At 60.7% G+C, this 20816-nt stretch carries 19 protein-coding genes; 14 read left to right on the top strand and 5 right to left on the bottom strand.

The window, feature by feature from the left end; genetic code table 11:
* Positions 1-45: 45 nt before the first annotated feature.
* The 3 genes from yegS to K5Q02_RS20325 all read left to right on the top strand — a co-directional run bounded on the left by yegS (position 46) and on the right by K5Q02_RS20325 (position 2878).
* Positions 46-942 (top strand): lipid kinase YegS, encoded by an 897-nt coding sequence (gene yegS / locus K5Q02_RS20335; RefSeq protein ID WP_225833644.1) that lies wholly within the window; start codon positions 46-48, stop codon positions 940-942.
* A gap of 122 nt (positions 943-1064) precedes the next feature.
* The gene (locus K5Q02_RS20330; RefSeq protein WP_225833642.1) at positions 1065-1994 is read left to right on the top strand and encodes a chemotaxis protein CheV; all 930 of its coding nucleotides are present in this window, start codon (positions 1065-1067) and stop codon (positions 1992-1994) included.
* 83 nt (positions 1995-2077) lie between these two features.
* On the top strand, positions 2078-2878 hold the full coding sequence (locus K5Q02_RS20325; protein WP_225833640.1) for an MOSC domain-containing protein: 801 nt from the start codon (positions 2078-2080) through the stop codon (positions 2876-2878).
* A 134-nt stretch (positions 2879-3012) separates the two neighbouring features.
* On the opposite strand, the gene K5Q02_RS20320 is transcribed toward K5Q02_RS20325, so the two are convergent.
* A complete protein-coding gene (locus K5Q02_RS20320) occupies positions 3013-4938 on the bottom strand; it encodes a transglycosylase SLT domain-containing protein (protein WP_225833638.1) in 1926 nt (641 codons plus the stop codon).
* Positions 4939-5315: 377 nt separating this feature from the next.
* Between K5Q02_RS20320 and K5Q02_RS20315 the strand changes: the two genes are divergently transcribed.
* Positions 5316-7241, top strand: coding sequence for an ATP-binding cassette domain-containing protein (locus K5Q02_RS20315; protein ID WP_225833636.1), 1926 nt, complete (start codon positions 5316-5318; stop codon positions 7239-7241).
* A gap of 74 nt (positions 7242-7315) precedes the next feature.
* On the opposite strand, the gene K5Q02_RS20310 is transcribed toward K5Q02_RS20315, so the two are convergent.
* Entirely contained in the window at positions 7316-7759 is a 444-nt protein-coding gene (locus K5Q02_RS20310; RefSeq protein WP_225833633.1) for a universal stress protein, read from the bottom strand.
* A gap of 87 nt (positions 7760-7846) precedes the next feature.
* Between K5Q02_RS20310 and K5Q02_RS20305 the strand changes: the two genes are divergently transcribed.
* On the top strand, positions 7847-8284 hold the full coding sequence (locus K5Q02_RS20305; protein ID WP_225833631.1) for a hypothetical protein: 438 nt from the start codon (positions 7847-7849) through the stop codon (positions 8282-8284).
* 35 nt (positions 8285-8319) lie between these two features.
* On the opposite strand, the gene K5Q02_RS20300 is transcribed toward K5Q02_RS20305, so the two are convergent.
* Positions 8320-9147: a hypothetical protein gene (locus K5Q02_RS20300; RefSeq protein ID WP_225833629.1), complete on the bottom strand. Its 828-nt coding sequence runs from the start codon at positions 9145-9147 to the stop codon at positions 8320-8322.
* A 117-nt stretch (positions 9148-9264) separates the two neighbouring features.
* Between K5Q02_RS20300 and K5Q02_RS20295 the strand changes: the two genes are divergently transcribed.
* The 7 genes from K5Q02_RS20295 to K5Q02_RS20265 all read left to right on the top strand — a co-directional run bounded on the left by K5Q02_RS20295 (position 9265) and on the right by K5Q02_RS20265 (position 17314).
* Positions 9265-9582 carry a hypothetical protein gene (locus tag K5Q02_RS20295; protein ID WP_225833627.1) on the top strand — a complete coding sequence of 106 codons (318 nt, stop codon included), beginning with the start codon at positions 9265-9267 and terminating at the stop codon, positions 9580-9582.
* Positions 9582-11729, top strand: a complete 2148-nt coding sequence (gene fadB, locus K5Q02_RS20290; RefSeq protein ID WP_225833625.1) for a fatty acid oxidation complex subunit alpha FadB — start codon at positions 9582-9584, stop codon at positions 11727-11729. The genes K5Q02_RS20295 and fadB overlap by 1 nt, the downstream gene beginning before the upstream one ends.
* 30 nt (positions 11730-11759) lie before the next feature.
* On the top strand, positions 11760-12935 hold the full coding sequence (gene fadA, locus K5Q02_RS20285; RefSeq protein WP_225833622.1) for an acetyl-CoA C-acyltransferase FadA: 1176 nt from the start codon (positions 11760-11762) through the stop codon (positions 12933-12935).
* 343 nt (positions 12936-13278) lie between these two features.
* On the top strand, positions 13279-13515 hold the full coding sequence (locus K5Q02_RS20280; RefSeq protein ID WP_225839794.1) for a DUF1653 domain-containing protein: 237 nt from the start codon (positions 13279-13281) through the stop codon (positions 13513-13515).
* 267 nt (positions 13516-13782) lie between these two features.
* The gene (gene topA / locus K5Q02_RS20275) at positions 13783-16389 is read left to right on the top strand and encodes a type I DNA topoisomerase (RefSeq protein ID WP_225833620.1); all 2607 of its coding nucleotides are present in this window, start codon (positions 13783-13785) and stop codon (positions 16387-16389) included.
* Between the two features lie 54 nt (positions 16390-16443).
* Positions 16444-16965: a DUF6586 family protein gene (locus K5Q02_RS20270; protein WP_225833618.1), complete on the top strand. Its 522-nt coding sequence runs from the start codon at positions 16444-16446 to the stop codon at positions 16963-16965.
* A 112-nt stretch (positions 16966-17077) separates the two neighbouring features.
* Positions 17078-17314, top strand: a complete 237-nt coding sequence (locus K5Q02_RS20265) for a hypothetical protein (protein WP_042555598.1) — start codon at positions 17078-17080, stop codon at positions 17312-17314.
* Between the two features lie 84 nt (positions 17315-17398).
* On the opposite strand, the gene sulA is transcribed toward K5Q02_RS20265, so the two are convergent.
* On the bottom strand, positions 17399-17857 hold the full coding sequence (sulA, locus tag K5Q02_RS20260) for an SOS-induced cell division inhibitor SulA (RefSeq protein ID WP_225833616.1): 459 nt from the start codon (positions 17855-17857) through the stop codon (positions 17399-17401).
* An 11-nt stretch (positions 17858-17868) separates the two neighbouring features.
* Complete coding sequence (lexA, locus tag K5Q02_RS20255; protein WP_225833614.1) at positions 17869-18480, bottom strand: transcriptional repressor LexA; 612 nt, start codon at positions 18478-18480, stop codon at positions 17869-17871.
* A 264-nt stretch (positions 18481-18744) separates the two neighbouring features.
* Here lexA and K5Q02_RS20250 point away from each other — a divergent pair, with 264 nt between their 5' ends.
* Together K5Q02_RS20250 and nagZ are read left to right on the top strand one after the other, a co-directional pair.
* Positions 18745-19449, top strand: coding sequence for a TetR/AcrR family transcriptional regulator (locus K5Q02_RS20250; protein ID WP_225833612.1), 705 nt, complete (start codon positions 18745-18747; stop codon positions 19447-19449).
* Between the two features lie 343 nt (positions 19450-19792).
* Positions 19793-20791, top strand: coding sequence for a beta-N-acetylhexosaminidase (gene nagZ / locus K5Q02_RS20245; protein ID WP_225839793.1), 999 nt, complete (start codon positions 19793-19795; stop codon positions 20789-20791).
* Positions 20792-20816 lie beyond the last annotated feature (25 nt).

Below are 20816 nucleotides of genomic sequence, written 5' to 3'. Positions count from 1 at the left end.
TTGTCTGCATAGGCAGTCGTTTTCAATCCCGTTTTCGGAGCCGTTATGCAAGAGCGTAAAGCGCTGTTGATCCTTCATGGTAAGCAGTCCCTCAACGAAGAGGTGCGCACGGCGGTCAAGACCCAACGCGAGCGCGGCTGGGATCTGGCCGTGCGCTTGACGTGGGAAGCGGGTGACGCCCAGCGTCTGGTCACAGAAGCCTTGCAGGCGGGTTATCAGACGCTGATCGCCGGCGGCGGTGACGGCACTCTGCGAGATATTGCCGAAGCGATGGCCAAGGCCAATACGAATGCAAGTTTGGCGCTGCTGCCCCTGGGTACCGCCAATGACTTCGCTGTCGCTGCCGGTATTCCGGTCGTGCCTACCGATGCTTTGGCGCTGCTCGATACGCCGGCGCAGCCGATCGACCTGGGTGAGGTCGACGGCCAACTGTTCCTCAATATGGCGACGGGTGGTTTTGGCTCCAACGTCACTGCCAATACCTCCGAAGATCTCAAGCGCGTGCTGGGCGGTGCCGCCTACATGCTTACCGGCCTGACCCGTTTTGCCGAAGTGCGCTCGGCCTTTGGTCGCTTCAAGGGGCCGGACTTCGAGTGGGAAGGTGAGTTTCTCGCCCTGGGTATCGGTAACGGTCGGCAGGCGGGTGGCGGGCATGTGCTGTGCCCCCACGCGCGAGTCAACGACGGCTTGCTGGATGTGTGTATCGTTCCGGCGGCGTCCGATGTAGTTGGCACGCTGGGGACGCTGTTCTCTGGTGGGCTGAAAGGAATCGAGGGTGTGTCCGTCAGCGCTCGCTTGCCCTGGTTGGAAATCGAAGCGCCGGAGGGGCTCGATCTGAACCTCGATGGTGAGCCACGTGAGGGGCACAGCATGCGTTTTTCCGCGCGGCCACAGGCGCTGCGTGTGCATCTTCCACAGCAGTCTCCTTTACTGCACGACTAGATATAGCGATGCTGGTTTCCCATCAGCCGCTGGTGCAAGATGGCGTTGCGCCATGCCGCCTTCAGTAATGCGACGCCTGGCCGATAGCTTGACAAGAACATCACGCCTCACAGGAGCGAATAATGGCCGGTATTCTCGACACCGTTGATCAACGGACACAGCTGGTAGGTGAGAACCGCCTGGAAATCCTGATGTTCCGCCTGGCTGGCCGGCAGTTGTTCGCGATCAACGTATTCAAGGTGCAGGAAGTCCTGCAGATGCCCAAGCTGACGCTGATGCCGCAGCGCCATCGCTTCGTCTGCGGGGTGATTCACCTGCGTGGCCAGACCCTGCCGGTGATCGACCTGTCCCAGGCCATCGGCATGCGGCCTATCGTGCCCGATGAGCGCAGCACCATCATCGTCACCGAATACAATCGCTCGATTCAGGCGTTCCTGGTCGGCGGCGTCGACCGCATTCTCAACCTCAACTGGGAATCCATCCTGCCACCGCCTGGCGGAGCAGGGCGCCACCACTACCTGACGGCGATCACCAAGGTCGACGACCAGTTGGTGGAGATCATCGACGTGGAGAAAGTGCTGGCCGAGATCGTGCCGTACGACACCCGTATTTCCAGCGACCGCCTGGCCGATCCAATGCTGGAAAAGGCCCGCGGCCGCGAAGTGCTGCTGGTCGACGATTCCAGCGTGGCCTTGTCGCAGCTGCGCGATACCCTGTCGCAGCTGGGGATCAAGATGCATGTGGCCACCGATGGCCTGAAGGCGCTGAACATGCTCAAGGCCTGGGCGGACACCGGCCAGGTGATGACCGACAAGCTGCTGATGATCTTCACCGATGCCGAAATGCCGGAAATGGACGGCTATCGCCTGACCACCGAAATTCGACAGGACGCGCGTCTGCGTGATCTGTACGTGGTGCTGCACACTTCGCTGTCCGGCAGCTTCAACGATGCCATGGTGAAGAAGGTGGGTTGCGACAACTTCCTTTCCAAATTCCAGCCCGACAAGCTGGTCGACGTGATTCGCGAGCGTCTGGCGCTCGACGAGCAGTAAGCGCTCAGCGCTACACGCCTGGCTTGAGCCGCGGCGGCGGTTTGCGTATAACCGCCGTTTAGCTCTAGTCAGGACGCCGGGCCATGCACCTTTCCTCGCTTTACCGTTTTCCTCTCAAGTCCGCCATCGGCGAGTCGTTGCCCAGTCTGCAGCTCGACGGTCTGGGCGTGGCCGGTGATCGCCGCTGGATGCTGGCGAGCGAGGAGAATGGTCGCTTCCTGACCCAGCGTACCTTTCCGCAGATGAGCCGCCTGACGGCGCGCTGGAATCAGGCCGGCGGCCTGACCCTCGAGGCGCCGGACAGACCTTCTATCGACGTGGCGCTACCGAACCCCGATGAGGCATTGCGTGGAGTGATCATCTGGCGCGACAGCATGCGCGTGCCGGACGCTGGCGACGAGGCGGCGGCCTGGGTCAGCGAATTCATCGGCAAGCCCTGTCGGTTGGTACATGTACCCGCAGAGCGTGCGCGCTATATCGAGGGCAGCGTGACAGGGGATGAGAAGGTCGGGTTCGCCGATGGCTTTCCGCTGCTGTTGATCGGCCAGGCTTCACTCGACGACCTGGTGGCTCGGGTTGGTCGTCCACTGGACATGCTGCGCTTTCGTCCAAATCTGGTGGTACAGGGCAGTGAGCCCTATGCCGAGGATAGCTGGAAGCGTATTCGCATCGGCGATGTCGAGTTCACGGTTGCCAAGGCTTGCTCACGTTGCATCATCACCACCATCGATCCGCAGACCGGCGAGCGCAGCGCCGATCGCGAACCGCTGACCACCTTGCGCAGCTACCGCCAACGCGAAGGCGAGATCCTCTTCGGGCAGAACCTGATCAACCACGGTAGTGGTGAATTGCAGGTTGGCATGCCGGTCGAGGTGCTGGAGTAGGTTGATGGTTAGCCAATCATCCTGATGTAGCTCGGGTCGAGCGCAGCGGCACCCGGGAAAGTTGCCCTGGGTATCGCTCTGCTCAACCCAGGCTACGGGTGCGGGAGCGATGCGCGCTCTTTCTTGCCGCTGCCCTATTGGTCGAAATAGCGCTCGTGCCAGCCCACCAGCGGTTGCGGGGCGTTGAGCTTGTCGCCGTAGATCACTGCGTAAGACAGAACGTTCTGCACGTATTGGCGGGTCTCATTGAACGGAATGTTCTCGACCCACACGTCATACGACAGGTGGTTGGCACCGCGCAGCCACTGGCGAACGCGGCCGGGGCCAGCGTTGTAAGCGGCCGAGGCGAGCACCCGGTTACCATTGAACTGGCCATAGATCTGGCTCATGTAAGCGGCGCCCAGCTGAATGTTGATGCTGGGCAGCAATGTGTTGTTTGGATTGCTCAGTGGAATACCGAACTTGCGTGCGGTCTCCTTGGCGGTGGCGGGCATGACCTGCATCAGGCCCATGGCGCCGGCGTGAGACTTGGCGTCGGCCATGAAGCCGCTTTCCTGGCGGGTGATGGCGAACACCCAGCTGGAGTGCAGGCCGCGCTTTTTCGCTTCAGTTGTCAGCGATTCGCGATAGGCCATCGGGAAGCGAACGTCGAGGTCGTCCCAGTACTTGGCCTGGCTGATGGTACGGATGGCCGGGAAATACCATTCCATGTCGTAGGCCAGGCGTGCCTGTGCCACCAGTTCGTCGCGGTCGAAGTGCCGGCTGGCGTGGTACCACTCGCGGCGGCCATCGACGATCTGGCCACGGTCATGGAACTCCATGGCGCGACGGATGCCAGGGGCGTTGCGTACCTTTTTGATCACCGCGGCGCTGAGCGGCAGTGGCGCGTTTTTCAGGTGATAAGGTTCCTTGACCTGATCGGCAGCCATGAAACCGTAGAAGTCGCGCTCCTTGGCCAGGCTGTGGAACAGCGGCTGAGCGGCCTTGCTGTTGGGTTGTGCCAGTTGCAGCGTGCGAGCCTGCCAGTAGCGCCAGCGGTTGGTGCTGGCAAGGGAGTCGGGCATGCGGCTGATCAGCTTGTAGGCTTCGTCCCAGCGGCCCAGGCGCAGCAGCAGGCGAGCGCGCCATTCGCTGACGGTGTCGTCACGCAGGTTGGGATCGTACTTGGCCATCACGTCAAGGGCGCGCGGGTCAAAGCGCCGTGCCAGGGTCAGGCCGATCTCGTTGGCGATGGCAACCTTCTCCTGATCGGAGAAGTGCATGCGCTGGGAATAGCCTTCGAGCAGGCTCAAGGCCTGTTCCGGATCCTGGCGGGCGAGACGGCGCAGGCCGAGGCTGACCACGTCGCCCATGGCGTCGTCGGCCGGCGTGAATCGCGCGGTCTGGGTGAGAATCTGCGGTTTCTGGCCAACTTCCACGAGCAGCTTGCCATGGTTGCTGAGTGTCGGCAGATCTTTGCTCAGGAAGGTGGCCAGGCTGTAGTTGCGCGCTTCGGCAGCCAGCTTGGTACGTTGCCAGCGGCGTTGTTCGGTCAACTGGCCTTCGGCTGCCCAGCGGTCGAATAGACGATCACAGGCTTCGGGCTGCGACTTGCCAACCAGCCACAGCTTCTCGGCGCTGGCATAGCCTTCGGCGGTCTGGCCTTGGTTGAGCTGGCGCTGGCCATTGAGGCAGTCGAGCTCGGTAAAGTTGAGGCCCGGATCATAGTACTTGGCGAAGGTTTGCCATTCGCCACGCTCGGCCAGCCAGCGCAGCCAGCGCAGTTTCATCCAGCTGGCCTGAGGCAGGTCACCATGGGCTGCGAGGAAGGCTTCGATTTCGTTATTGCTAGCTGATTTCAGGCGTGCGGTGAGTTCGTCATACGCCAGATAAGGCGTCAGCGGATAGTCGCTCAGGGCGCTGGCGTAGCGCTGATAAGGCCCCTTGTCGCCCTTGGCAAGAGCGGCCTTGGCCTCATCGTAATACTGGCGTTGCTGGGTCAGGCTCGCTGCCTGGCTCAGGGTTGCCGTGGTGGCGCAAAGAATCAGGCAGCTCAACAGACTGGGCAAACGACAGCGCATGGTACTTCCGGGGGGATCATCTCGTGAGCGGATGCGATCTGGCTGATGCCGGTCGCTCGATGCGCCCTTTGGGCGGCAGCAGGCCGTATTGGCAGTTGCGGGCGCAGTTAAAGGCAATGGGCGTTAGCTTAGCCTTTTGCCCGCTTGGCGCGAAAGGGCCGCAGCAGTCTGGCGCATGTCTGTTTATGTCACATCGACAGCCGGTGCGTAAGGCCTGACAGACGCCGAGGGCCTTCTCGGTTAGAATACGCGCCCGGTTTTTGGCTGGCGCATGCGCCGGTCAGATCAGTTTCGTGGTGGTCGGCCACGTGGTGAACCCATTGGCTGCGTTCGCACACTCTTTTCGCCACCACCCCAGCGTATTGTCGAGGCAACCCATGACCCTGCTCAAGTTCACCGATGTTTCCCTGGCCTATGGCGCCATGCCGCTGTTGGACAAGGTGTCTTGGCAGATCGCCCGCGGTGAGCGGGTGTGCATCATTGGCCGCAATGGTACCGGCAAGTCCAGCATGCTCAAGCTGGTCAAGGGCGATCAGAAGCCCGATGACGGTGCCGTCTGGCGCGCGCCGGGGCTGAAAATCGGCGAGCTGCCACAAGAGCTGCCGGTCGCCGATGAGCGCACCGTGTTCGATGTGGTTGCCCAGGGCCTGGATGGCGTTGGCGAGTTACTCGCCCAGTACCATCACTTGGCACAGAACTGTGTCACCGAAGAAGATCTGAACAAATTGATGCACGTTCAGCAGGATCTTGAGGCCCGTGATGGCTGGCGCCTGCAGCAACTGGTCGACAGCACCCTGAGCCGTCTGCAACTGCCGGCCGACAAGACCCTGGCCCAGTTGTCCGGTGGCTGGCGCCGCCGTGTGCTGCTGGCCCAGGCGTTGGTCAGCGAACCGGATCTGCTGCTGCTCGACGAACCGACCAACCACCTGGACATCGGCGCGATCGCTTGGCTGGAAGAAGCCCTCAAGGATTTCCAGGGCGCCGTGCTGTTCATCACCCACGACCGTTCCTTCCTGCAGAACCTGGCCACGCGCATTCTCGAGCTGGATCGCGGCGGCCTGATCGACTGGAATGGCGATTACGCCAGCTTCCTGGTGCACAAGGAGGCCGCGCTGGCCGCCGAGGAAACCGCCAACGCGCTGTTCGACAAGCGCCTGGCCCAGGAAGAAGTGTGGATCCGCCAGGGCATCAAGGCCCGTCGTACCCGTAACGAAGGCCGTGTGCGTGCCCTCAAGGCGTTGCGCGTGGAGCGCAGCGAGCGCCGCGAGCGCACCGGCAAGGCCAACATCCAGCTCGACACTGCGGAGAAATCCGGCAAGCAGGTGATGGTGCTCGAGAGCGTCAGCTTCGCCCACCCAGGCGGCCCGTTCCTGATTCGCGATTTCTCCATGGTGCTGCAGCGCGGCGACCGTATCGGCCTGCTGGGCGCCAATGGTACTGGTAAGACCACGCTGTTGAAGCTGATGCTCAGCGGTCTGCAACCGACCAGCGGCAAGGTGGAAGAGGGCACCAAGATCGATGTCGCCTACTTCGATCAATTGCGCCATCAGCTGGATCTGGAAAAGACCGTCATCGACAACGTCGCCGAAGGTCGTGACTTCATCGAAATCGACGGGCAGAACCGACACGTGCTCAGCTACCTCGGCGATTTCCTGTTCAGTCCGCAGCGTGCCCGTACCCCGGTCAAGGCGCTGTCGGGAGGCGAGCGTGCGCGTCTGCTGCTGGCCAAGCTGTTCAGCAAACCGGCCAACCTGCTGGTGCTCGATGAGCCAACCAACGACCTCGATGTGGAAACCCTCGAGTTGCTCGAGGAAGTGCTGCTGACGTTCAAGGGCACAGTACTGATGGTCAGCCACGACCGGGCATTCCTCGACAACGTGGTCACCAGTACCTTGGTCTTCGAAGGCGAGGGCAAGGTGCGCGAGTACGTCGGTGGTTATCAGGACTGGCTGCGTCAGGGTGGTTCGCCACGCCTGCTGGGCGTTGGTGAGACAAAGTCGGGTAAGGCCGAGCTTGGCTCCGCGGTCGTCGAAGCCCCCGTCGCTGCGCCTGTTGCCGAGCCGGTAGAAAGCGCACCGGCGGCGAAGAAGAAACTCAGCTACAAGCATCAGCGTGAGCTGGACGCCATGCCCGAGCAGATCGATGCCGCAGAGCAGAAGATCGCCGAGCTGGAAGCGCAGATCGCCGCTCCTGCGTTCTACCAGCAGTCTGGTGAACATACTGCGGCGGTGCTGGCGCAGTTGCAGGCGCAGCAGGAAGAGTTGGAGCGCCTGGTCGAGCGCTGGGCTGAACTGGAAGGCTGATCAGCCTTCGGCCACTATCTGCTGGCTGATGCTACAGCGCCGGGCTTTGCCCGGCGCTGTTCATTGCGGGGCGATCAGGCCGATGGCTTCTTCAGGCTGACGGCCAGCACGTCGCAGGGCGCGCCGTGCAGCACGTCATTGGCAGTCGAGCCGAGCAGCAGAGCCAGGCCGTGACGGCCGTGGCTGCCGACGATGATCAGATCGCAGTGCTGCTCAGAAGCGAGGCGATGAATTTCCTGGCGTGGCTGGCCGTAAGCCAGGTGGCGGTTTTCCGCAGTGAGCTGAGGGTGCTTGAGGGAGAAGGCGTCGAGGCGCTCCTTGGCCTGCTCGAACTGCTGTTGTTGCAGCATCGACAGATCCATCGGTACGTCGCCGCCAAAGGCCATGGCCATGGGTTCGACGATATGCACCACGGACAGTTTTGCCTGGGTGCTGCTGGCTAGGGCCTGGGCGCGCTTCATTACCGGGTCGCACTCCTCGGTCAGATCGACGGCGACCAGAATGTGCTGGTAGGGCATGAGATTGTCTCCTTTCAGGGTGACCAATGATTTCAAGTATGGCTGGTTTGAGCATTTACCACAGGTTGCGCAGTGGAGATAGAAATTATGACGGGATGGATCGTTGTCGCACTACTGGTCGTCGCACTTAGTCCCCTGGTCTGGCTGGTGCCATCGCGGCGTCAGCGTGGCCAGATGGACGTTCGCATGGAGGCGCGGCGTATGGGTTTGGCCATGCAGCTGGCCCGCGAGGAGTGGCCGTATTGGATGGCTAATACGGCGCCGAGCCCCTGCCCGCAATACCACCATCCGCGACCCCGCGGGCGGCAGGACAGTTGGTGCTACTGGCAGCGAGAGCCAGGCATATGGCTGAACAAATGGCAGGAGCCTTGTGCTGATCTGCCCCTCGTCGAGCAGCTCTGCAGTTTGCCCGCAGACGTCTACAAGGCTGAAGCCACTCTCCAGATGATCGCCCTGTTTTGGGGGGAGCGGGCCCGGCCGGAATCGTTGCAGGCTATTGCGGCTTTTCTCAAGTCACGTGCCTGAGCAATCTCGCGCCATGGGCGGGGCGTTATCAGCTGTCATGACTGGCTGCTCGTCTGAGCTGGCTGCACGTAAAGATCAGTGACTTCCATCAGTCCGCGAATGATGCTGTCCGAGTACTTGTTGACCAGGAACGGTACGCTTTTCTCGTTGTAATTGAGCAGCGATTTCTCGATGTAGCGCCATTTGGTCGCTACTGCGTCCAGTGCCGTATTGATCTGCGCGCTGTTGCCCGGCAGGCTGCGCAGCGCATCCAAACGGTTGGAAAAGTCTGCTACCTGATCTTCAATGGGGCGCTCGCTGCTATCCCCGGAAAAGCTGGCACCTACCGATGCACTGCGTGCGGCGTAGCTCACGGCGATGCTTTGCATCAGCAGGCTGAGCTGCCGGGTGCTGGCGGTCTGCTCGGATATCGCGCGTGCGTCCGCGCGCTGCAATGCGTCGTACAGGGCCTCACTGGTCGCCAATACCTGGCGGTTGCGTGCGGCCATGTCGGCGACCGGCTGCAGATCTGTGTAGCCCTGCTTCCCCAGCGCGCTCATCAGTGTCGTCAGATCTCGATCATAGGCTTGCCACTCCTCCTGCAGGCGAGTTTGTAGGCGAGCCGCGCCGATGTCAGGCATGCCTGACAGTTTCAAAATCTGTCTGCTGGCTTCCTGGCGAGACTCATCGATCATCCGTGCGTAGCGCTGATCGCCTTCCATACTGTTGTACATGTAGAAGTCGCCCAGACTTTTCTGCGCAGCCAGGTGCAGGCGCAGAAGATGTTGCAGGTAGGGCGAGGTTTCCGCGGCAGCGCTGAAACCAGGCAGCAGCAGGGTGAGGAACAGGGCGTGTAGAAGGATGGCGCGCAGGCGTGCAGACATGCTGGAACCTCGGTGAAGACACATCGTTATTGTTGTTTTAGTCATTCGGTGGCAGCCGAATCGCGCGACTCTACCCCTGGTGTCGAGTTTTGGCTAGCGCTAAGTCCAGGTGGAGGCATGCCTGCCGAATGGCGCGTTATCGACGCCATTGATCTGCTTTTCGCTGCAGGCTTTATCAATCACTGTGGGCTGGTAGTGCGCGCTGCAAGTGGCTACAGAACGCCAATTGACAATTCCCGGCTTTTCCGTGAATGTGTGCTCACCCAAATCAAACGGGCGTATGAATTGAGCGTTTGCCGCTTCGGCAGTGCCCAATCCAGTCCGAATATCGCATCGGTGGGTAGCGGAATTTCGTCTACGGTGTTTTGTGGCGTGAGTCTGTGGATTGACTCCGGTGTGTACTGTTCAGATTCCCTAAGCGTGGAGATCAGTTGATGATTTACGAAGGTAAAGCCATCACGGTTAAGGCTCTTGAAAGCGGCATCGTCGAACTCAAGTTCGATCTCAAGGGTGAGTCCGTCAACAAGTTCAATCGTCTGACCCTGAGCGAGCTCCGTCAGTCCGTCGACGCGATCAAGGCTGATGCCTCGATCAAAGGCGTGATCGTCAGCAGCGGCAAGGACGTGTTCATCGTCGGTGCCGACATCACCGAGTTCGTCGACAACTTCAAGCTGCCGGAAGAGCAACTGATCTCCGGTAACCTGGAAGCCAACAGGATCTTCAGTGATTTCGAAGACCTGGAAGTGCCCACCGTCGTCGCCATCAACGGCATCGCCCTGGGTGGCGGCCTGGAAATGTGTTTGGCCGCCGATTACCGGATCATGGCCGAAGGCGCCAAAATCGGTCTGCCCGAGGTCAAGCTGGGTATCTACCCGGGCTTCGGTGGCACCGTTCGCTTGCCGCGCCTGATCGGTACCGACAACGCCGTCGAGTGGATCGCCTCCGGCAAGGAAAATCGTGCCGATGAAGCCCTCAAGGTCGGTGCGGTGGACGCCGTGGTCAGCGCTGACAAGCTGCAGGCCGGTGCCCTGGATCTGATCAAGCGCGCCATTTCCGGCGAACTGGATTACAAGGCCAAGCGTCAGTCCAAGCTGGAAAAGCTCAAGCTCAACGCCATCGAGCAGATGATGGCCTTCGAAACCGCCAAGGGTTTCGTCGCAGGCCAAGCCGGCCCGAACTACCCGGCGCCGGTCGAAGCGATCAAGACCATTCAGAAAGCCGCCAACTTTGGTCGTGACAAGGCGCTGGAAGTCGAAGCCGCCGGTTTCGCCAAGCTGGCCAAGACCTCGGTCGCGGAAAGCCTGATCGGTCTGTTCCTCAACGATCAGGAGCTGAAGAAGAAAGCCAAGGGCTTCGATGCCATCGCTCAGGACGTGAAACTGGCCGCTGTGCTGGGTGCCGGCATCATGGGTGGCGGTATCGCCTACCAGTCGGCGTCCAAAGGCACGCCGATCCTGATGAAGGATATTCGCGAAGAGGGTATCAAGATGGGCCTGGGCGAGGCCTCCAAGCTGCTCGGCAAGCGCGTCGAGAAAGGTCGCATGACCACCGCGCAGATGGCTGAATCGCTGAGCGCCATTCGCCCGACCATGTCCTATGGCGACTTCGGCCATGTCGATATCGTCGTCGAAGCCGTGGTCGAGAATCCCAAGGTCAAGCAGGCCGTGCTGGCCGAGGTCGAGGCTGCGGTCAAGGAGGACACCATTCTGGCGTCCAACACCTCGACCATTTCCATCAGCCTGCTGGCCAAGGCCCTCAAACGCCCGGAAAACTTCGTCGGCATGCACTTCTTCAACCCGGTGCACATGATGCCTCTGGTCGAAGTCATCCGCGGTGAGAAGTCCAGCGAGAAGGCGGTTGCCACTACCGTGGCGTACGCCAAGAAGATGGGCAAGAACCCGATCGTGGTCAACGACTGCCCGGGCTTCCTGGTCAACCGCGTACTGTTCCCGTACTTCGGCGGCTTCTCCAAGCTGCTCAGCTTCGGCATCGACTTCGCGCGCATCGACAAGGTCATGGAGAAGTTCGGCTGGCCCATGGGCCCGGCCTACCTGTCCGACGTGGTCGGCATCGACACCGGCCACCATGGCCGTGACGTGATGGCCGAAGGCTTCCCGGATCGCATGGCGGTAGAAGGCCGCACCGCGGTCGACGTGATGTACGAGGCCAACCGCCTAGGCCAGAAGAATGGCAAGGGCTTCTACGCCTACGAGACCGACAAGCGCGGCAAGCCGAAGAAGGTCACCGACCCTGAGGCTTACGAGCTGCTCAAGTCGATCGTGGTCGAACAGCGTGAGCTGAGCGACGAGGACATCATCAACACCATGATGATCCCGCTGTGCTTGGAAACCGTGCGCTGCCTGGAAGACGGTATCGTCGAAACGGCTGCCGAGGCCGATATGGGCCTGATCTACGGCATCGGTTTCCCACCGTTCCGCGGTGGCGCGCTGCGCTACATCGACAGTGTCGGGGTAGCTGAATTCGTGGCCCTGGCCGACAAGTACGCCGATCTGGGCGCGCTGTATCAGCCGACCGAGAAACTGCGTGAAATGGCCAAAAACGGCCAGACCTTCTTTGGTTAATCGCGCAACGATTGGAGCGAGAGTGAATTTATGAGCCTGAATCCAAGAGATGCAGTCATCGTCGACTTCGGCCGTACCCCAATGGGGCGTTCCAAGGGCGGCATGCACCGTAATACCCGTGCCGAGACCCTGTCGGCGCAGCTGATCAGCAAACTGCTGGAGCGTAACGACAAGGTCGATCCCAAGGAAGTCGAAGACGTCATCTGGGGTTGCGTCAACCAGACCCTGGAGCAGGGCTGGAACATCGCGCGCATGGCGTCGCTGATGACCCAGATCCCGCACACCAGTGCCGGGCAGACCGTCAGCCGCCTGTGCGGTTCGTCGATGAGCGCGCTGCACACTGCCGTGCAGGCGATCCAGACCGGCAACGGCGATGTATTCGTGGTCGGCGGCGTTGAGCACATGGGCCACGTCGGCATGATGCATGGCGTCGATCCCAACCCACACCTGTCGCTGTACGCGGCCAAGGCCTCCGGCATGATGGGCCTGACCGCCGAAATGCTCGGCAAGATGCACGGCATCACCCGTGAAGCCCAGGACAAGTTCGGTGTGCGTTCGCACCAGCTGGCCCACAAGGCCACCGTCGAAGGCAAGTTCAAGGACGAGATCATCCCGCTGCAGGGTTACGACGAGAACGGCTTCCTCAAGGTCTTCGACTACGATGAAACTATTCGTCCCGAGACTACCCTGGAAAGCCTGGCCAGCCTCAAGCCGGCGTTCAATCCCAAGGGCGGTACCGTCACGGCGGGTACCTCCTCGCAGATCACCGATGGCGCTTCCTGCATGATCGTGATGTCCGCCCAGCGTGCTCAGGATCTGGGTATCCAGCCAATGGCGGTGGTTCGCGCCATGGCCGTGGCCGGTGTCGATCCGGCGATCATGGGTTACGGCCCGGTGCCGTCGACTCAGAAAGCGCTCAAGCGCGCTGGCCTGACCATCGACGACATCGATTTCGTCGAGCTCAACGAAGCTTTCGCTGCCCAGGCCCTGCCTGTGCTGAAGGATCTCAAACTGCTCGATAAGATGGAGCAGAAGGTCAATCTGCACGGCGGCGCTATCGCTCTGGGTCACCCGTTCGGTTGTTCCGGAGCGCGTATCTCCGGTACCCTGCTGAACGTGATGAAGCAGAACAACGGTACCTTCGGGGTGGCGACCATGTGTGTTGGTCTGGGCCAGGGCATCACCACGGTGTTCGAGCGCATCTGAGAATCCGCCAAAGGCTGCTGCGCGTCGGCTCTGCTGCGTTAAAAGCAGGCTCGAAAGCCGCCTGCGGCTAACGCACTTTAGTGCGGCCCGTAGGGCGAGCGCAGAGAGTAAATGCTCATTTACATCAGTAAACTGCGCTTTCTCGCCTGCTTTTGCCTTGCATAGCTCTAGCTCGCGCGCCCTTGAACGGATTCGCTGTAGTGATTGCACAACCGGGGCTTCTGCCCCGGTTTTTGTTTTTTGGCACTGCATCGTTAATGCAGGCCGTTCTGGTTCGGCGCGCGGCACGAAATGCCGCCCGAGCATTTTTATCGAACGAAAAATATTTCCAGGAAATTGAATGATGTCGCCGCAGCCCGGTCTCTACCGTCACTACAAGGGCCCCGAGTACCGCGTGCTGGGTGTGGCCCGGCATTCCGAGACGGAAGAGGAAGTCGTCGTTTACCAGGCCCTGTATGGTGAATATGGTCTGTGGGTGCGACCGCTGGAGATGTTCCAGGGCGAGGTCGAACTGGACGGCAAGCGGGTTCCGCGCTTTGCTTTCGTCGAGGGCGAGCCGAGCGTTTTGCGTCGTCCCTGAGGCGGCTACAAAAGACACTCGCCCTTGACCTCGACTTGACCGCCACTATATATAGCGGGGCCAAAGCAGGTCGCAGGGCACTTGCGATCCGTTGGATAACGACGAGATCGATGTGGTACAAGCGGCAGCGCCACGTTTTTTCGGCGTTCGCTCTGTCGAGCGGGCGCTTTCATCGTCGATGCAATATGCGTCGAACCGAGACACCCAACAGTTTTTTCAGGCGCTAGCCCGCCTTTCAATTACCGAATTTCAGGAATTTTCCAATCCATGGGTAAATCGCTGGTCATCGTGGAATCCCCGGCCAAGGCCAAGACCATCAACAAGTATCTGGGCAGCCAGTACGTGGTGAAGTCGAGCATCGGCCATATCCGCGACCTCCCCACCAGTGGCGGGGCGGCAGCCAAGGAGCCTGCCAAACGCGGCAAGGCTGCTGCTGGTGAGGCGCCGGCCCTGTCTCCCAAGGAAAAGGCCAAGCGTCAGCTATTCAACCGCATGGGCGTCGATCCCGAGCACGGTTGGAAAGCCAAGTACGAAATCCTGCCGGGCAAGGAAAAGGTGGTTGAGGAGTTGCGCCGCCTCGCCAAGGATGCCGACACCATCTATCTCGCGACCGACTTGGATAGAGAGGGGGAGGCCATCGCCTGGCACCTGCGCGAGTCTATCGGTGGTGACGACAGCCGCTACAAGCGCGTGGTGTTCAACGAAATTACCAAGAAGGCCATCCAGGAGGCGTTTTCTGCCCCGGGCGAGCTGGATATCAATCGGGTCAATGCCCAGCAGGCGCGGCGCTTTCTCGATCGCGTGGTGGGCTACATGGTCTCGCCGTTGCTGTGGTCGAAGATCGCTCGCGGCTTGTCTGCCGGTCGTGTGCAGTCCGTTGCGGTCAAGTTGGTAGTCGAGCGTGAGAAGGAAATTCGCGCGTTCGTGCCAGAAGAATACTGGGAAGTGCACGCTGATCTGGGCACCGCTCAAGATGCCAACGTGCGCTTTGAGGTAGCCCGCGAGAACGGTGCCGCCTTCAAACCGTTGAACGAAGCGCAAGCCATGGCCGCGCTGGCGACGCTCAAAGCGTCGAGCTACAGCATCGCCAAGCGCGAGGACAAACCGACCAGTAGCAAACCCTCGGCGCCGTTCATCACCTCCACACTGCAACAGGCGGGCAGCACGCGCCTGGGGTTCGGGGTGAAGAAGACCATGATGATGGCCCAGCGTCTCTACGAGGCTGGCTACATCACTTACATGCGTACTGACTCCACCAATCTTTCGGCCGATGCCATCGAGATGGTGCGCGGTTTCATTGACACTGAGTACGGCAAGAAATACCTGCCAGAAAAGGCCAATATCTATTCCAGCAAAGAAGGTGCTCAGGAGGCGCACGAAGCGATTCGTCCTTCTGATGTCAACGTGCGTCCGACCCAATTGTCCGGGATGGAACGTGACGCCGAACGGCTCTACGAGTTGATCTGGCGCCAATTCGTCGCCTGCCAGATGCCGCCGGCCGAATACCTGTCGACCACCGTGACCGTCACTGCTGCCCAGTTTGAACTGCGTGCCAAGGGCCGTATCCTCAAGTTCGATGGCTACACCCGTGCGTTGCCACAACTGAGCAAGCCGGGCGATGACGCCGTGCTGCCGGAAATGAAGCAGGGTGAGACGCTCAAGCTGATCAAGCTTGACCCTAGTCAGCACTTCACCAAACCGTCGGCGCGCTATTCGGAAGCCAGCCTGGTCAAGGAAATGGAAAAGCGCGGTATCGGCCGCCCGTCCACCTACGCCGCGATCATTTCCACCATTCAGGATCGTGGTTACGTAGCGCTGCACAATCGCCGTTTCTATTCGGAAAAAATGGGCGATATCGTCACCGAGCGTCTTTCCGAGAGCTTCTCCGACCTGATGGACTACGGCTTTACCGCCGGTATGGAAGAGAATCTCGATGACGTAGCCCAGGGCGAGCGCGAATGGAAGCATCTGCTCGATGAGTTTTACGGCGACTTCAAAAAGAAGCTGGATCTCGCCGCGGACGGTGACAATGGCATGCGTGCCAACACGCCGACTCTCACCGATATTGCCTGCCGCGATTGCGGTCGACCGATGATGATTCGTACCGCCTCGACGGGCGTTTTCCTCGGCTGTTCGGGCTACGCCTTGCCACCAAAAGAGCGTTGCAAGGCCACCGTCAACCTGGTGCCCGGTGATGAAATTGCCGCGGATGACGAGGGTGAGTCAGAGTCGCTGGTGCTGCTCGGAAAGCATCGTTGCCCGATCTGCGCGACGGCGATGGACGCCTACCTGCTGGACGAGACGCGCAAGCTGCATATCTGCGGCAATAACCCGGATTGCACGGGTTACGAGATCGAGCAGGGCCAGTTCCGCATTAAGGGCTACGAAGGGCCGAGCCTGGAATGCGACAAGTGCGGTAGCCAGATGCAGCTCAAGACCGGCCGTTTCGGCAAGTTCTTCGGTTGCACCAACAGTGAGTGCAAGAACACCCGCAAGCTGCTGCGCAGCGGCGAGCCCGCGCCACCCAAGATGGATGCGGTGAAGATGCCGGAGCTCAAGTGCGAAAAGGTCGATGACACCTACGTGCTGCGTGATGGCGCCTCAGGGCTGTTCCTGGCTGCCAGCCAGTTTCCGAAAAACCGCGAAACCCGTGCGCCACTGGTACTTGAGATTGTCCCGCATAAAGACGAGATCGATCCGAAGTATCACTTCCTGATGAGCGCTCCAGCGAAAGATCCAGAAGGTCGCGCGGCAGTCATCCGTTACAGCCGCAAGACCAAGGAGCAGTACGTGCAGACCGAAGTGGACGGTAAACCCACCGGTTGGAAAGCGTTCTACGACGGTGGCAAATGGAAGGTTGAAGACAAGCGTTGATCTGCCTTGGGCATGCTTCGCTGGGGTGTGCCCATGGCGATCGGGAGAGTGGATATGGCTGGCGAACTGTATACCCGCACGAACCAAAAGATTTTCTATGCCGGGCTTTCTCTGGACTCCTGGCGCAAGGCCGAAGAAGGCCGGGCGATGAATGCCCAGGCGTTGGTGCAGGCCGAACGTGAAGCGACCCTGTTTCATTTGTACGGTGCGTTACTTGGGCTGTGCCATGAAATCGCAGGTTTCTATCGTTTGCCGAACAGCAGTGCCGCGCGTGCCGAGGTATTGCTGGATCGACAGAGCCTGGCTTCTTCACCCAGCCCTGAGTTGGCCGAACTGGTTGAGTTGGCCGAAAGCGGGCATACCTGGCTTGGGCAATTATTGGCTGCTCATGCCGAGCTATTCCGGCCTCCGCGCGCCCCGCGCGAGGCTAAGGCCGATCCTGGCGCTACCTCGCTGATCAAGGCGGTGAGCGTCGATGAGGTACAGCCTCCACTTGACCGGGAAACATTGGAGGGCTGGCGTCAGGAGCTGAAAGCACTGGCACAGCGTTTTCGCGTCGGCCTCAGCGAATGGTGACCGTGCTGGTCACCGATTATTGAAAAGTCCGTTCAGCGCTTAGCGGTTTTTCGCCAAGCGATTGAATGGAGCGGCTGCTACAATGCGCGGCCTTTCGTGGAGAATCCGAGTTATGCCTACTTCCTTCCTTGAAATCGTCGAACTGCCCGATGGGCGTATTGCCCTGCGTCGAGCCGATGATGAGGAAGCACTGGTGGTGTTGGACTTCTCCGAAGATGCCAAGGCCTTTCTCCAGGGCCAGCATGTGGAAGTCGCCAAAGCGATGCTCAATGTCGGCGTGCAAATGGCCGGCAGAATGGCGGAAGGCGATTTCGAACAGGAAGACGAGCAGCCGCGCGTCCTGCACTGATTCGGCTTTCTACCCGCGCCCTACACTGGCGGTCAGGCAGAAAAGCGACACCCTCGCTTCGATTATTTCTCAGTAACCCGCGGCTCAGCCGAGGCTGATGTTCAGGCTTTGCGCCTGGCCGAGGTGCGCTGCCGCTTCCAGTTGCTGACGTGCCTGCTGGGGCAGGGGATGCAGCCAGCTGACCACCGTATGGCTACGGCCAAGTTTCAAGGCTTCCTGAGCCAGCTGCAGGGCGCTCTGGTTGTTGCGAGGGTGCAGCAGCAGAATCCGTTCGCGGTTTAGACCGGCATCACGCAGCCAGCTCTGGGTCAGGCTTGCCGGTGGAGCAATCAGTGTCAGCCAGCGTTCGTCATCCTTCTCGCTCAGTTCCCGCAGCATGGGCGCCAACAGCGTCAGGCAGTTACCCGCAGCACCTCTCAGCGATACTTCGCTGAACGTGGTTTCCAGTGCTACTGGTTCGGATTCGGCCACGGCAATGGTCGAGGCCAGAAAGGCATCGAACAGCGGAAGTTGGGTACGGCTCAGCGACTGAGGGAACTGCATAAAGCCTCCAATTAGCGGCGTATGACGCCGACACTCAAGCCTTCGATGATCAGCTCCTGTTCTTCCAGGTTCACTTCGATCGGGGCGAATTCTGGGTTTTCAGCCAGCAACCAGACGGTATTGCCTTCACGTTTGAAGCGCTTGACCGTCACTTCATCATCGATACGCGCGACCACTACCTGGCCGTTGCGTGCTTCGCTGGTGGTGTGGACGGCAAGCAGGTCGCCGTCGACGATGCCGATGTCCTTCATGCTCATGCCGCGTACCCGCAGCAGGTAATCGGCCCTCGGGCGGAAGAAGTCCGGGTTAATCCGGCAGGCTTCCTCTATATGTTGTTGAGCCAGAATGGGTGCGCCGGCAGCCACTCGGCCGATCACCGGCAGACCTTCTTCCTCGGCCTGATTGGGCTCGAAGCCCGGGATGCGGATGCCGCGGGAAGCGCCTGGGGTCATCTCGATCGCACCTTTGCGGGCCAGGGCCTTGAGGTGTTCCTCGGCGGCATTTGGTGACTTGAAGCCGAGCGCCTGGGCGATCTCTGCACGAGTCGGCGGGTAGCCGTTGTCTTCCAGGCATTGCTTGATGAAGGCGAGGATTTCGGCTTGGCGGGGCGTCAGCTTGATCATGTGGGCGGCTCTGTCTTTTTATACAGTGACTGGGATTATATACAGTAAGCGCTGCTTGGCAATCCATTGATGTGCGTTGCGCCTGTGTTATCCGCCAGGCGGCGTAACGGGCTATGCTCAGCAGGCCATTTTCGAAACCCGGCCGGGATTGCCCGCGACGCTATCGCCAAATGATGACTGAGCATCCAGAATACGGTCTGCGCGACTTGACAGGCGTGCGCGCTGAAACGTATGTTTCAAACACTTGTTTGTCGGATGGATGTCATGGCGCAATCGGAAACCGTTGAACGCATTCTGGATGCTGCGGAGCAGTTGTTCGCGGAGAAGGGGTTCGCCGAAACGTCGTTGCGCCTGATCACCAGCAAGGCTGGGGTCAACCTGGCCGCCGTCAACTACCACTTCGGTTCCAAGAAAGCCCTGATTCAGGCGGTCTTCTCGCGTTTTCTCGGGCCGTTCTGCGCGAGCCTCGAGCGTGAGCTCGACAAGCGCCAGAGCAAGCCAGGAGTGACCTTCAGCCTTGAGGAGTTGCTCGAATTACTGGTCGAGCAGACCCTGGCGGTGAAACCGCGCAGTGGTAATGACCTGTCCATCTTCATGCGCTTGCTCGGCCTGGCTTTCAGCCAGAGTCAGGGGCACCTGCGCAAATACCTCGAAGAGGTCTACGGCAAGGTATTCCGGCGCTACATGCATCTGGTGCATGAAGCGGCGCCCGGCATTCCTCCGCTGGAGCTGTTCTGGCGCGTGCATTTCATGCTCGGCGCCGCGGCGTTCAGCATGTCTGGCATCAAGGCCTTGCGGGCCATGGCCGAGAGCGACTTCGGTGTGGATACCTCGATCGAGCAGGTCATGCGCCTGATGGTGCCGTTCCTGGCCGCCGGTATGCGCTCTGAAAGCGGAGTGACCGACCAACGGTTGGCGACTGCTCAGCTTATTCCTCGCAGCAAAGGCCCAGCCATCATCAAGGCTTGACCGCCTTGTCCGGCTTGCGGGCTGCTCGTCGCTGCCCCTAAGCTACCGCCTATATCAGCAGCCGGTTCCGGCATAGCCAGAGTTTGGGCGATCTCCTCACCGAATCGCCAGATATTCGTTGCGCTTGGGCGCGAGCATTCGCTTTGCTGCGCTTGTCTGCGTGCCGAATGCGGAACCTGTTCGTGGGGCACTGTCCCATGGCTGTGTGCAGGCCGAGTTTCATATCTGCTGCAAAATCTTTTCCCCGGTGCTCGCTCGATGTGTGGCGCTGATCGATGAAGCGCCTCGCTCCAGCTGAGCGATGCGGCCACTCAATTAAGGATTACCTGTTGTGAGTACCCCCTTGTATGGCTCCCTGATGGTGGATATCGCCGGCACCTGGCTGACTGCCGAAGACCGGCAGTTGCTGCGCCAGCCCGAAGTCGGTGGCCTGATCATCTTCGCCCGCAATATCGAGAGTCCACGTCAGGTGCGTGAGCTGTCACAGGCCATTCGTGCCGTGCGCCCGGATCTGCTGCTCGCTGTGGATCAGGAGGGTGGCCGCGTACAGCGGCTGCGTGAAGGCTTTGTGCGTCTGCCGGCGATGCGAGCCATTGCAGGTTGCGCTGATGCCGAGAGCCTGGCGCGGCAGTGCGGCTGGTTGATGGCGACCGAAGTCCTGGCGGTGGGCCTGGATCTGAGTTTCGCGCCGGTGCTGGATCTCGATCACCAGCGCAGTGCGGTGGTCGGCCACCGTGCCTTCGAGGGTGACTCCGAGCGTGCCACCCAATTGGCTGGCGCGTTCATTCGCGGCATGGCGGAGGCGGGCATGGCGGCGACCGGCAAGCATTTCCCCGGGCATGGCTGGGCCGAGGCCGATTCCCATGTGGCCATTCCAACCGATGAGCGCAGCCTGGAAGAAATCCGTCAGAACGATTTGCGGCCCTTCGCGGCGCTGAGTCGTGACCTGGCGGCAGTGATGCCGGCTCACGTCATCTACCCGCAGGTCGACAGCCAGCCAGCCGGTTTCTCGCGCCGCTGGTTGCAAGACATCCTGCGCGGCGAGTTGGGTTTCGAAGGGGTGATTTTCAGCGATGACCTGTCGATGGCCGGCGCCCACGTGGTCGGCGACGCGGCCAGCCGCATCGAGGCGGCCCTGACGGCAGGTTGCGACATGGGCCTGGTATGTAATGACCGGGCGGCTGCAGAACTCGCGCTGTCGGCCGCACAGCGCCTGGGTGTGGTCGCGCCTAAAGGTCTGGCTGCCATGCGCCGTCGGGCGTTCCCCGGTGTCGACTATCGTCAGAATCCGCGCTGGGCGCAGGCGCTTTCGGCATTGCGGGCGGCGCAGTTGGTGGCGTGAGGTAAAAGCGGTTTGCCCGTTTTGG

Source organism: Pseudomonas sp. MM211 (genome assembly GCF_020386635.1).
In the GTDB taxonomy this organism is placed as follows: domain Bacteria; phylum Pseudomonadota; class Gammaproteobacteria; order Pseudomonadales; family Pseudomonadaceae; genus Aquipseudomonas.
The sequence above is the reverse complement of the archived record's forward strand: the minus strand, read 5'-3'. Positions and strand labels throughout refer to the sequence as shown.

Bases quoted from the DNA above. Each gene is read 5' to 3' on its own strand.
- fadA (WP_225833622.1), top strand. From the start codon at position 11,760: ATGAGCCTGAATCCAAGAGATGCAGTCATCGTCGACTTCGGCCGTACC.
- K5Q02_RS20295 (WP_225833627.1), top strand. From the start codon at position 9,265: ATGCCTGCCGAATGGCGCGTTATCGACGCCATTGATCTGCTTTTCGCT.
- topA (WP_225833620.1), top strand. From the start codon at position 13,783: ATGGGTAAATCGCTGGTCATCGTGGAATCCCCGGCCAAGGCCAAGACC.
- K5Q02_RS20270 (WP_225833618.1), top strand. From the start codon at position 16,444: ATGGCTGGCGAACTGTATACCCGCACGAACCAAAAGATTTTCTATGCC.
- fadB (WP_225833625.1), top strand. From the start codon at position 9,582: ATGATTTACGAAGGTAAAGCCATCACGGTTAAGGCTCTTGAAAGCGGC.
- yegS (WP_225833644.1), top strand. From the start codon at position 46: ATGCAAGAGCGTAAAGCGCTGTTGATCCTTCATGGTAAGCAGTCCCTC.
- K5Q02_RS20325 (WP_225833640.1), top strand. From the start codon at position 2,078: ATGCACCTTTCCTCGCTTTACCGTTTTCCTCTCAAGTCCGCCATCGGC.
- K5Q02_RS20320 (WP_225833638.1), bottom strand. From the start codon at position 4,938: ATGCGCTGTCGTTTGCCCAGTCTGTTGAGCTGCCTGATTCTTTGCGCC.
- lexA (WP_225833614.1), bottom strand. From the start codon at position 18,480: ATGATCAAGCTGACGCCCCGCCAAGCCGAAATCCTCGCCTTCATCAAG.
- K5Q02_RS20265 (WP_042555598.1), top strand. From the start codon at position 17,078: ATGCCTACTTCCTTCCTTGAAATCGTCGAACTGCCCGATGGGCGTATT.
- K5Q02_RS20280 (WP_225839794.1), top strand. From the start codon at position 13,279: ATGTCGCCGCAGCCCGGTCTCTACCGTCACTACAAGGGCCCCGAGTAC.
- K5Q02_RS20250 (WP_225833612.1), top strand. From the start codon at position 18,745: ATGGCGCAATCGGAAACCGTTGAACGCATTCTGGATGCTGCGGAGCAG.
- K5Q02_RS20330 (WP_225833642.1), top strand. From the start codon at position 1,065: ATGGCCGGTATTCTCGACACCGTTGATCAACGGACACAGCTGGTAGGT.
- K5Q02_RS20300 (WP_225833629.1), bottom strand. From the start codon at position 9,147: ATGTCTGCACGCCTGCGCGCCATCCTTCTACACGCCCTGTTCCTCACC.
- K5Q02_RS20305 (WP_225833631.1), top strand. From the start codon at position 7,847: ATGACGGGATGGATCGTTGTCGCACTACTGGTCGTCGCACTTAGTCCC.
- K5Q02_RS20315 (WP_225833636.1), top strand. From the start codon at position 5,316: ATGACCCTGCTCAAGTTCACCGATGTTTCCCTGGCCTATGGCGCCATG.
- K5Q02_RS20310 (WP_225833633.1), bottom strand. From the start codon at position 7,759: ATGCCCTACCAGCACATTCTGGTCGCCGTCGATCTGACCGAGGAGTGC.
- sulA (WP_225833616.1), bottom strand. From the start codon at position 17,857: ATGCAGTTCCCTCAGTCGCTGAGCCGTACCCAACTTCCGCTGTTCGAT.